The organism is Opitutia bacterium (assembly GCA_016217545.1).
In the GTDB taxonomy this organism is placed as follows: Bacteria; Verrucomicrobiota; Verrucomicrobiia; order Opitutales; family Opitutaceae; genus Didemnitutus.
The window spans coordinates 60,296-72,053 of sequence record JACRHT010000003.1; the positions used below are offsets into that span (position 1 = coordinate 60,296).

Consider the following 11,758-nt stretch of genomic DNA (forward strand, 5'->3'; position numbering starts at 1 on the left):
GCGGCCTACATGGCCTCGCGAGCTTTAGCCCCTCCGTAGGCAGCGAGCTTGCTCGCGCCCCACACCCTCCGGCGCGCCAAGCCGGTCCCGCTCATCTGCTCGTTTGACCGCGAAGCGCCCATCGGCATCGTCCCTGCTACCCTACCCCGTCATGGATCAGCCCCGCACGATTCTCTGCCTCGCGAGTTTCCACAAAGGTTTCGAATTCCTGAAACAGGCCAAGGCCGAGGGCTGGATCGTCCTGCTACTCACCTCGCAATCGCTCCAACACGAGGAGTGGCCGCGCGAGGCGATCGACGAGATCTTCTACATGCCGGACGAGAACAAGGTCTGGAAACGCGACGACGTCATCAAGGGCGTCAGCTACCTCGCCCGCCGCCACAAGATCGACCGCCTCGCCGCACTCGACGACTTCGACGTCGAGGTCGCCGCGATGATCCGCGAACACCTCCGCATTCCCGGCATGGGCGAGACGACCGCCCGCTATTTCCGCGACAAGCTCGCCATGCGCCTGAAGGCGCGCGAAGCCGGCATCCCCGTGCCGGAATTCACCAACGTCGCCAACTACGACGACATCCGCGCGTTCATGGCGCGCGTGCCCGGCCCGTGGCTGCTCAAGCCCCGCCTCTCCGCCTCCGCGCTCGGCATCCACAAGATCGAGAAACCCGACGACCTCTGGCCAAAACTCGACGCGCTCGGCGACGAGCAGTCGTTTCACCTGCTCGAGCAATTCGTGCCCGGCCGCGTCTACCACGTCGACAGCATCGTCAACGACCGCGAGGTCGTCTTCTCGATCGCCAGTCGCTACGGCACGCCGCCGCTCGCCGTCATGCACGGCGGCGGCATTTTCTCCACGATCATCTGCGAACACGGCTCAGCCGAGGAACGCGCTTTGATCATGGCCAACGCCGCCGTCCTGAAAGCCATGGGACACGTCCGCGGTGCCTCGCACACGGAGTTCATCCGCGCCGAGGACGGCACGTTCCACTTCCTCGAAACCTCCGCCCGCGTCGGCGGCGCGAACATCATGGACCTCATCGAGACCGCCACCGGCCTCAATCTCTGGCGCGAGTGGGCCAAGGTCGAGACGCAGGAGAGCGCCTACCGCGTGCCGCTCTGGCGCCGCGACTACGCCGGACTCATCATGTCGCTGGCGCGGCAGGAATGGCCCGATCTCAGTGTCTTCGCCGACAACGAAGTCATCATCCGCCACCGCAAACGCCACCACGTCGGCCTCGTCTGGCGTTCGCCGAGCTACGCGCGCGTCGAGCAACTCCAGGTCGACTACCTCGCGCGCGTGCAGCGCGACTTCCACGCCAGCGCTCCGCCGCCGGCCAAGGCCACCGAGTAGTCGTTGTCCGGCGCGGCGCACTGCTCCCTCGACGCCCCCGGTGCACGTTTCGTCGCAAGGCCCTTGAGAAACACCCTCGCGGGCGACACCTTTCCGCCATGAAAAACGTGGAGCTCAGCGATGAGGCCTATGCGGCCCTGCAGCGGCTCGCGGCCGCGAAGAACCTGGCCCCGGCCGAAGTGCTCGCCTCCCTTCTCGGTGCCGGCAAACCGCTTTCCGGTGACCATCTGCTGTTCTATCTCGTCAGCGCGGAGTTCACCACCTTGCCCACCCTCACGGAGCGTTACCTCGCGCTGCTTGCCTGGGCGGCGAAAAACTACGCCTGCGATTTCGCGGACTTCATCTCGCACCAGGAAAGCGCCCGCCGCTACCTCATGCTAAGTCGCGACGAGGCGAACGACGTCCGCGCTCACAATCACGCGCGCCAGATCGACGGCACCCAATTCTGGGCCGTGATGACCATCGACGACGCGACCCGGGCCCGCTTCGTCCGCCGCCTCCTCGAATTCATCGGCTGCCACGACGAGACCATCGCGCAAGCCATCCGGGCCATCGGCCTCGAACACGCGCAAAGCCACGGCTTCCGCCTGCTCGCCGGTTGAAGGAGTAGGGCCGGTCTCCGACCGGCCGATGCATCCACGCCTCCGACGTTGCTCACAAGCAGGAGCGCGCCTATCGCTCGCGTCGCCGTCGCGTGACCTGTCTCTCGCGCCAAGACGGGTTCCGCGCAGCAGCCATACCGCACAACGCACTTTGGATTTGTCGCGCGTCGCGCCGCCCGCTGGACTGCGCGCGATGTCCGACGACGCGCCCATTCAGCCCGAGAACAAGACGCGGAGTTTCCAGAACTTCTTCCACTCCGTCCGCTACGCCGTCGAAGGATTCTGGGCCGCGCTGAAACACGAGCCGTCGTTCCGCGAGGACCTGCTTTTCGTCGTCTTCCTCACGCCGCTCGCCGTCATCCTGCCCGTCAACGCCGTCTCGACCGCGGTGATGATCTTCTCGCTCTTCCTGATCGTCATCATGGAGCTCGTGAACTCCGCCATCGAGTGGACCATCGACGACATCTCGCTCGCCAAGCGGCCGTTCGCGAAACGCGCCAAGGACATGGGCAGCGCCGCCGTGTTTCTCGCCTACATCAATTGCTTTGTCGTCTGGGGCGTCATCCTGTTCGCCAACTGGAATCGCATCGCGACGCTCGAGTTCCTGAAATGGCCGCCCAACTTCCTCCCGTAGTCCTCGTCACCGGCGCCTCGCGCGGCATCGGCCGCGGCATCGCGCAACACCTAGCCAAACACGACGCGCGCGTCGCGTTGCACTACGCCAGCAACGACACCGCCGCCCGCGACACGCTCGCCTCGCTCGCCGGCGACGGCCACGCGCTCTTCCGCGCCGACGTCGCCGACCCCGCCGCTTGCGAGCGACTCGTCGCCGACGTCATCGCCCACTTCGGCCGCCTCGACGTGCTGGTGAACAACGCCGGAGTCTACGAGGACGACTCGATCAAGACCGCCAGCTACGCCGAGTGGCAGCGCGTCTGGCGCCGCACCATCGACACCAATCTCCTCGGCCCCGCCAACCTCACCTACCTCGCCGTGCAACACTTCCGCACGCGCGGTGGCGGACGGATCGTCAACATCACCTCACGCGCCGCCTTCCGCGGTGAGTTGACCGCCCAGAGCTACGCCGCCTCGAAAGCCGCGCTGAACATCACCGGCCAATCCCTCGCCCGCGCCCTCGGAGCCGACCACATTCACGTCTTCACCGTCGCGCCCGGCTGGATCGACACCGACATGGCTGTCGCCGCCCTCACCGGTCCCGGCGCCGCCGACGTGCTCGCGCAACACCCGCTCGGCCGCGTCGGCACCGCCGACGAAATGGGCGCCACCGTCGCCTGGCTCGCCCTCGACGCTCCCGCCAATCTCACCGGCTGCATCATCGACGCCAACGGCGCCTCCTACCTGCGCACCTGAAGACGCCATGGCCGCCAAGCGGATCCTCCTCGCCGACGATCACGTCCTTTTCAACCAGGCCCTCGCGGCCCAACTGGCGCAATGGCTGCCGGGTTGTCGCTGCGAATTCGTCACCAGCCTTGCGGCGTTGCGGACGACAAAACTGACCGAGTTCGATCTCGCGATCGTGGATCTGAGTTTCGCCGACGGCGACGCGCTCGCGTGGCTCACCGCGCACGCCGCCGGCCGCGTCCTCATCGTCACCGCGGCGCAGGAGGAAGCGGTCATCCTGCACGCCGTCGCCCTCGAGGTTGACGGCGTCGCCCACAAGTCCGACGACATTTCCGTCCTGCGTCACGCCATCGATACCATCCTGAGCGGCGGCCACTATCTTTCGCCGCGGATCCGCGAGCTGCAGACCGCGATCAAACGCCGCCCGGACGCCCTGCACAAAATCCTGTCGCCGCGCGAGCTCGAGGTGCTCCGCCTCATCGGACGCGGCAACACGACCGACGAGATCGCCAGCACTCTCGGCATCCGGGCCAGCAGCGTTTCCGACCACAAGAAAAACCTCATGCAGAAGCTCGGCGCCGCGACGGCGAACGATCTCCTGCGCTGCGCGATCGAGCGTGGCGTCGCCCGCGTCTGAACGTCACGGGGTGGCCGCGCGGATCGCCGCCACCAGCCGCGCCACGAGTTTCCCTGCCACCGCGCGCAGTCCCTCCGTCGCGGACGCGTCGTTCGCCCGCAACGCCGCCTCGAGCAGTGCGAGTTGTTCCGCGAGTTCCTTCGCCCGCACCACCAGCACGCGCGCGCGCAACGCGTGCACCGCTCGCGGCGCATCGCCGCCCGCCGCGGCGCCGCTGACTTCACGCCAGGCGCGTTCGACGTCGTCCGCGAACTGCCGCCGCACCGCGGAAGGCTCGCCCAATCCATCCAGCAGCGACAAGTCGAACTCCGCGTGCTCGGGCTCGAATGGTTCGGCCTCCGCGGCAATCCCCTCGCCCCACCCCGCCACGTGGCGGCGCAACGCCGAATCCAGCGCCGCCGCGCTCACCGGCTTGGTTACGAATTCCACGATGCCCGCCCGGCTCCCGAGCGCGCGCTTCTCGTCCGTCGAATAGGCGGTGACGGCGAGGATCGGCGGCGCGCCGGCGCCCCGCACCTCGCGCACGATTTCCGCCACGCGCAATCCGTCGAGCGTGGGCATCGAAAAATCGGTGAGCACGGCCGCGTATTCTCCCTCCTGCAATGCTCGCCGCAGCTCCGGCTCGTCCTGCGCCCAATCGAGCCGGCACCCCATGCGGCCCACGAGGTGGCCGAGCACCAGCCGGTTGTAGACCTCGTCCTCCAACGCGAGGAGCCGCAACGGGCCCGCGGCGCGGGTCGGCCCCCCTTCGGCTTCCGGGGCGCTCGCGGTCGGCAACTCCAGGGAAAGAGCGAAAACGATGCGCCCGTCCTCCCAGCGCCCGGTCAACGCGCCGCCCATCGCCGTCGCCAGGCGCCGCGAGATATGCAGGCCCAAGCCGAGGCCCGGCGCCCGCCGCCGCCGCGCGTCCTCCCCGCGATGATACTCGGCAAAAAAACCCTCGATCTCGGCCGCGCTGAACTGCGGGCCCGCATTGGCCACCTCGAGCCGCACGGCGCAGCGACCTTCGTCGACCCGCCGCGTCACGGTCACTTCCACGCCGCGCGGCTGGCCGTGTTTCAGTCCGTTGCTCACGAGATTCATCACGATCTGGCGCAGCTTCGGGCCGTCGCCCCGCAACCAGCACTCCTCGACCCGCATCCCGCGCACGTCCCGCAACTCGGGATCCTGCGCGCGACACGCCGCTTCGATCGTCGTCGCCAGCTCGAACGGCTCGTCGGCCACCGCCAGCTCACCACGCTCGATGCGCGACCAGTCCATCACGTCGTCCAACATGCTGCGCAACTGCTGGGCGCAACTCTGCAGCGTCGCCGTCAGCGAGCGCGCCCGGGGCGTCGGCGCTTCCGCATGCAACATTTCGCACAGCCCCACGACGCCATTGAGCGGGTTGCGGATCTCATGACTCATCGCCGAGATGAAATACTCGCGCGCCCGCTTGGCCTCGACGAGTTCCGCCGTGCGTTCCTCCACCCGGCGCTCCAATTCCTGCGCCCGCCGCCGCAGCACTCCTGTGCGCCAACGATAGCCCCACCAGAGTCCGCCCACGGTCAGCACGCCATAGCCTCCGAGCGCCCACCCGGTGAAATACCACGGGTAAGGGCGATAGAGCCGCAGGGTGCGATCCTCCGCGAAGCCGACGTAGTCGCGATGCAGCTTCAGCGTGGACTCGCCGTAGGGCAGACGCGGCAGCGAGATCGTCCGCCCCTTGCCAAGATCCACCTTCTCCTCGCCATTGAACTCGTAAGCGTAGCGCGGGGTGTTCTCCCCGGGCAGGACGCGACTCGGAAAACTCAGCTCAAAGTCCCCCACCGCCGCCGGCAGTTCCCACCGCCCGCCGCTGTCGCGCGCGTTGCAGATAAACTCCATCGTGCCGATCTCGATCGGTTGCAGTTGCCCGAGCCGCACCACGCCTCGCGGCGTGGCGACATACAGCCGTCCCTGCCACGATTGCAGCGGGCCCACGCCGAGATCCCGCAACGGCACCCGCAAGGGCTCCCAGCGCGGGGTAACATAGCCGATCTCGCCCGCTGCATCTGCACCATGATCGAGTGCCACCACGATCCGCCCCTCGTGCTGAGTCACGCCGACGATTACGCCCGACGGCGCTTGCGCCACCCGTCGTCCCTGCTCGTCGAAAATCTCGTTCTTCGCGTTGGAAATCCACGCGGCCCCGAAATCCGACCAAACAAAACACGTCTCTGCCAGCAGGTGTGCTCGTTCGACCAATTGATCGTCGATTAGCGTCACGCCGTCCGTGCCCCCGAGCAGCCAGCGGCCATCGCCGCAGCGGGCATAGCCATACATGAAAGTCCTGTAGTCCCGTCTGGCCGTGATGTCTCCCTCTGGGCTGACTCGTTTGAGGCCCCTCTCTTCAACCGCGAGAATAGCACCGTCTGGCAATGGGTGGGATCCGTAGAATCTCGTGCCCACCACCCGGGTCACCTTGCCCCCCTCGGCAAAGAATCCGTCGCCCCCATATACTTCCCGCCTCCCATCATACCCGTAGCACATCGCAAGACCGGCGTCGGCTAACGATGCTCCCTCGACTACAGCCAGACCTGACCCGGCACTCAGCAGGAGTCGATTGTCAGCACCCTGCACAAAAGAGGCCATTTGGATTGTCTTGGGCATTATGGCCAGCCGCGCCGGATCGTGCAGATAAACGAGCGTCTGAGCCGGATCGGTCGCATATATTCTATCTCCGGTTTGGGTGCGCACGTTTACGCCTGCTAGCTGGGCCACCTTCTGCCGCGTGCGGCGCGACCAGACGTGGAGGCCATTCTGATTGGATGTCACCCAGACGTGCTCCGCCGTCACCGCCAACCCTGTCACCATCGGCGGCATCGGCGACTCCTCGACGAGATAGGCGCCGGTCTCGTAGCAAAATACCCCGCGACTGTTCAGACCGAAGTTCAGCCCCCAAAATTCGGTCGTATAACTCGCAGACTCCAAATGCACCCCGACCTTCTCCGGGGCCACCGACTCGAACCCGCCGTCCTGCCATCGCCAGCAGCCGGTTTTCGAGACCAGGAGCGGCACCTCGCCCAGCTCGATCAGCATCGCTCCATTCATCGCATCATCCAATCGCCGTGGTGCTGCGTCTCCATCGCGCCAAACATATCCGAGATAGCCAGTGGTTCCAGCTGCCGCTGCCGCCCACCACGCCCCCGGCAGCCGATACACCTTTCTCACATATCCCGTGACCGCTCCAATCTCCCACTTTCCCTGCCTCAAGCGCGCCAGACAATCGACGCCGCCTGCGCAGTATTCTCCCTCGGTCGCCGCCGCTGCCAGAAGCCACTGAACCCCCGCCGGGCAGGGTATGCGCCGCCAGCCCGCTGCGGTTTCCTCCAACAAACCATATCCTTCACAGGCTAGGAGCAGCCCACGCGGGCCTTTCGCGATCGTCCAGATATAGGGAATCCCGGTGGGAAATCCTTCGACCCGACTGAGCAGTGGCTGAAATCGACCCGGCGTCAGCTCGCCCACCGGCGGCGTCTCCGCGCCGGACGCACTCAAGCAAAATAACCCCACCAAAATTCGGGCCGCCCCCGCAAACCGGCGGTAAGTCCGATTGTGCTTCGGTCCGGTAAGGTGCGCTTGCATCGCGGCATGGACTATCTCGCCTCGCGCGTCCGGCAACTCCTTTGCCCCGTCGTTTTTTGCTGTTCTCTGACTCTCGCTCCCGCGCAGACGTGGACCGGCGCCGTCAGCTCCGACTGGAGCAATCCCAACAACTGGAGCCCCGCATCCGTGCCGACCAGTTCGAACGGCATCACGATCAACAGCAATGGCACCCATGCGCCCGTCGTCGGCACCGCCAACGCCGCCACCTTCAATCTCTACCTGGGCAACTCGGCGAACAGCACCGTGTCGCTCACCGTGCAAGACGGCTTCCAACTCAGCAGCGGCTACACCCAGATCGGCAGCGCCTCCTCCGCCAACGTCACCGTCAATATCAGCGGCTCGGGCTCGCAGTTGTCCGCCGCCGCCCTCTACGCCTCCTATTCCGGCACCGGAGCGCTCAACATCACCGGAGGCGGCAAAGTCACCAGCTCCTCCGGTATCGTCGGCTATAACGGCGGCTCCCACGGCACGGTGACCGTCGACGGCACGGGCTCACAATGGATCGACTCCGGCAGCTTGGACGTCGGCGGCAGCAGCTACTTTCTCGATCCGACCACGGGCACCGGCTCGCTCACTATTTCGAACGGCGGCAAGGTCACCAACACCACCGCTTCCCTCGGCTACCTCTCCGGCGCGTCCGGCACCGCCACCGTGACCGGCACCGGCTCGCAATGGCTCTCCAGCGGACGGCTCTACGTCGGCAACAGCGGCAAGGGCTCGCTCACGATCGCCGCCGGCGGCGCCGTCACGAGCGCCGGCGCGAACATCACCGGCTCCGGCAACGCGCAGAATCAAAGCTCCGTCGCCCTGAGCGGCAGTGGCTCGTCATGGACCAACAGCGGCACGCTCTCGCTTTCCGGGTCCGGGAGCGGCGCCTATGTCGCCCTCGATCTCGGCACCGGAGCGACCCTGCAAAGCACCGGCCTCACCACGCTCGCCAACGCCGTCGTCACCCAATCGGGCGGCACCTTCACCGCCACCGGCGGAATCAAGTTCAACACCGGCACGAACACCTACCACCTGCAGGGCGGCACGCTTCAGATCGGCGGCACCAACGGCATCCAAACCGGCGCGGGCAGCTACACCTTCGACCTCGCCGGCGGAACGATTCAAGTCACCGGCAGCGCGTTGACCACCGCCGCCCACGGTATCCTCGCCGCCGCCACCACGACCACCTTGGACACGAACAGCCTCGGCGCCACCTGGTCCGGCAATCTGTCGGGCTCCGGCGCGTTGACCAAATCCGGCAGCGGCACGCTCACCCTTTCGGGCAACAACTCCTACACGGGCGCCACGAGCCTCACCACCGGCACTCTCGCGCTCGGCTCCGACACCGCGCTGTCTTCCGGGTCCGCCCTGAGCCTCGGCAACGGCACCACGCTCGCAGTCGGCACCGCCCACGTCGAGGCCGGGTCGCTCTCCGGTTCGGGCGCCGTCACCTTCAACGGCGGCTCGCTCGCCGTCGGCGTGACCAACGCCGACACCACCTTCGCCGGCTCGCTCTCCGGCGTCGGCGGTCTCACGAAAGTCGGCAACGGCACGCTCACGCTGACCGGCACGGGCGGCGCCACCACCACGCTTGCCGGCAGCGGCAAGCTAGTCCTCGCCAACGTCGGCGGCCAGTCCGCCATCGGCAGCAGCTACCTGATCATCGGCACGGGCGCGACGCTCGCCGGCAGCGGCCTGGTCGGCGCATCCTCCAACACCATCCAAGGCGTGCTCGCGCCCGGCGATGCCGCCATCGGCACGCTTACTTTCACGCACGCCCTCACGCTCGAAAACACCAGCACGCTCCAACTGGGCCTCGGCAGCGCCTCGAGCTACGACCAGCTGGTCATCGGCGACACGTTCACCGCCGCCGGCACACTGAGCGTGGAACTGCTCAACAGCTACACACCCACTGCAGGCGCGACGTTTCAGCTCTTCGACCTCGCCAACCCCATCGCCGGCACCTTCGCCACGCTCGACCTCGCGCCGCTCTCGTCCGGTCTGACGTGGGACACCTCCGCGCTCTACAGCGCCGGCACGCTCGCGGTCGCGGCCACCGCCGTGCCCGAGCCATCCACTTTTGCCGTCACACTCGGCGTGCTGGGATTGCTGGCCGCCCTCCGTCGCCGCCTGTCGATCCAGCCCTGACACCCTTCCCCCATGAAACTCCGCCTCCTTCTCGCCACTGCAATCACCGCCCTCTGCGGCACATCGCTCGTCGCCGCCTCCCTCGACCGCGCGCAGGTTACCGACGCACTCAAGCGCGGCACTCTCGGCAAAATTCCCGCGCATCTCGTCGTCACCGACGCGACGTTCACGGAGACCTCGCGCGTCGACTCCGCCGTCACCTTGAAAGGCGAGGCGATCTTCGCCGCGACCGAAGACTCCTTTGTCGGCGTGCGCCGTCTCGGAGTGCAGCGCCCTTCCGGTGAGTTGAACGCGACCGTCATTCGCCGCGTCCACTCGGCCGGGGAAAAATTCTCCGCGCCCTTCCAAGCCGTGGTGTCCGTGAGCGACCCGGCCCCGTCCATCGCCCCGCAACTCACCGTGAGCGAACACGGCCAAACGCGCGCCACCTTCAAAGCCGCCGTCGCCGAGGGCAGCGCCGAACACCAAAAGCTGCTCGCGCTCAATGACGCCTTCGCGACCGCGGACGAGCGCTACCAACGCGTGAAGGAAAAGTGGACCACCCTGCAGCAAATCCGCTCCTGGCTCGGCAGCTACGATGCCTTCGTGGCGACGGATTGGGGCGTCATCAAGCAACGCCTCATCCGCGGACTCGACAGCCGCGACCTCGGCGTCGCCTACGAGAAGCAAGTCGCACCAGCGAAAAAATTCTCCAGCCGCCAGGCCCAGCACGCCGCCTTCATCCAACTCGTGAAGCCCGTCTTCGATCCCGAATACGCCCGCATCCAGACCATCGCCGAGCCACGCGAAGCCGCCGCGCGCGCCTACATCGATTTTCTCGAAAAACTCTGACGCCCCGTCGCCGCTGCCTTTAACGCATCCGGCCGAACAGGAACGCGCCGATGCCGATCATCGCGAGGTTCGGCAGACACGCCGCCCACACCGGATCGACGTAGCCGTTCCCGCCCAGCGTCTTCGCCAGCATCGAAAGCAGGTAGTAGCCGAAGAATAAACCGATCGACTTCGACACGCCCACCGCCGGATTCACGCGCACGCCCGAAACGGCGAACGGAATCGCGATCGCGAGGATGATCAGCGGCCCGAGCGTGTCGGCCAACAACCCCCAATAGCGCACGGCGTAGGCGATGACCTTCGGGTTATCCTCGATCGTGAAGTAGTCGACGATGCGCTCGAGTTCGAAGAACGAGAGCTCGTTCGGCTTCAGCGACAGCATCAGCATCAGCTTGGGATCTTCGTTGAAATGCGGCACCGTGCGCTCCTTGAACGCCACCGAGCGCATCACTTCGCCCGCCTCGACGTCGAACCACAGCTCGCGTCCGTCGCGAAACGTCCAACTCTTCGCCACCGCATCGTAAGTCGCTTCGCGCGCCATGATGCGCGTCTTCTCCCGGCGCTTCAGGTCCAGCTCCGACACCGTGACGCCGTAGGCCTTTTGCGCGAAACGGCTGTAGCGGTTGATATACCACATGCGGTTGGCCCGGGAGTTGTCGAAGGCGACGCTCGCCACGAGTCCCAGCGTGCCGGTGGCGCCTTTGCGCTCCTCGGCCCGATACTCGAAACTCTCGAGCAGCCGCCGGGACGTCTCCACCGACCACGGCACCACGCGCGCGTTGAGCAACAGCGAGACGCCGCAGAACACCAGTCCGGCCATCCACAGCGAACGCGTCGTGCTGAAGATGTTCAGCCCCGCCGCGCGCATCGCCATGATCTCGTTGTTGCGATGCAGCTTTCCCAGCACGAACAGCAGCGAGAGCAGCAGCGCCAGCGGCAGCACGATCGAGAAATAACTCGGCATCAGCACCGCGTAGTAGAACAGCATGTCGCGCGTGCTGGCGCCGACCTCGATCAGGTCGCGGAAATTGTCGTAGAGCGCCTGCATCAGCAGCAGGCCGATCGTGGCGCACAGGATCAGGCCGAGGATTTTCAGCCATTCGCGCAGGATGTAGCGATCGAGGAGCGTCACGCGCGGTCAGACAAGCGCCCGCGCCTCCGGTGTCCAAGCCAATATGTCATGCTGGCAGTCTTGCCCCGTGCGCCCGCCGC

9 protein-coding genes are annotated in these 11,758 nt (G+C 66.5%); 7 read left to right on the forward strand and 2 right to left on the reverse strand.

Annotated features, from left to right (window positions below; translation table 11 throughout):
* Nucleotides 1-151: 151 nt before the first annotated feature.
* The 5 genes from HZA32_02930 (at nt 152) to HZA32_02950 (ending at nt 3,952) form a co-directional block, all read left to right on the forward strand.
* On the forward strand, nt 152-1,351 hold the full coding sequence (locus HZA32_02930) for an ATPase (GenBank protein ID MBI5423013.1): 1,200 nt from the start codon (nt 152-154) through the stop codon (nt 1,349-1,351).
* Between the two features lie 98 nt (nt 1,352-1,449).
* A complete protein-coding gene (locus HZA32_02935; GenBank protein ID MBI5423014.1) occupies nt 1,450-1,953 on the forward strand; it encodes a hypothetical protein in 504 nt (167 codons plus the stop codon).
* A 193-nt stretch (nt 1,954-2,146) separates the two neighbouring features.
* The gene (locus HZA32_02940) at nt 2,147-2,587 is read left to right on the forward strand and encodes a diacylglycerol kinase (GenBank protein ID MBI5423015.1); all 441 of its coding nucleotides are present in this window, start codon (nt 2,147-2,149) and stop codon (nt 2,585-2,587) included.
* The gene (locus HZA32_02945) at nt 2,563-3,324 is read left to right on the forward strand and encodes an SDR family oxidoreductase (GenBank protein MBI5423016.1); all 762 of its coding nucleotides are present in this window, start codon (nt 2,563-2,565) and stop codon (nt 3,322-3,324) included. Before HZA32_02940 ends, HZA32_02945 begins: the two co-directional genes overlap by 25 nt.
* Nucleotides 3,325-3,331: 7 nt before the next feature.
* On the forward strand, nt 3,332-3,952 hold the full coding sequence (locus HZA32_02950; protein MBI5423017.1) for a response regulator transcription factor: 621 nt from the start codon (nt 3,332-3,334) through the stop codon (nt 3,950-3,952).
* A gap of 3 nt (nt 3,953-3,955) precedes the next feature.
* Here HZA32_02950 and HZA32_02955 read toward each other — a convergent pair whose 3' ends face one another.
* Nucleotides 3,956-7,012 carry a response regulator gene (locus tag HZA32_02955; protein ID MBI5423018.1) on the reverse strand — a complete coding sequence of 1,019 codons (3,057 nt, stop codon included), beginning with the start codon at nt 7,010-7,012 and terminating at the stop codon, nt 3,956-3,958.
* Nucleotides 7,013-7,564: 552 nt separating this feature from the next.
* Here HZA32_02955 and HZA32_02960 point away from each other — a divergent pair.
* Together HZA32_02960 and HZA32_02965 are read left to right on the forward strand one after the other, a co-directional pair.
* Nucleotides 7,565-9,715, forward strand: a complete 2,151-nt coding sequence (locus tag HZA32_02960) for an autotransporter-associated beta strand repeat-containing protein (GenBank protein MBI5423019.1) — start codon at nt 7,565-7,567, stop codon at nt 9,713-9,715.
* Nucleotides 9,716-9,727: 12 nt separating this feature from the next.
* On the forward strand, nt 9,728-10,546 hold the full coding sequence (locus tag HZA32_02965; protein ID MBI5423020.1) for a hypothetical protein: 819 nt from the start codon (nt 9,728-9,730) through the stop codon (nt 10,544-10,546).
* Between the two features lie 19 nt (nt 10,547-10,565).
* Here HZA32_02965 and HZA32_02970 read toward each other — a convergent pair whose 3' ends face one another.
* Nucleotides 10,566-11,678, reverse strand: coding sequence for an LptF/LptG family permease (locus HZA32_02970; protein MBI5423021.1), 1,113 nt, complete (start codon nt 11,676-11,678; stop codon nt 10,566-10,568).
* Nucleotides 11,679-11,758 lie beyond the last annotated feature (80 nt).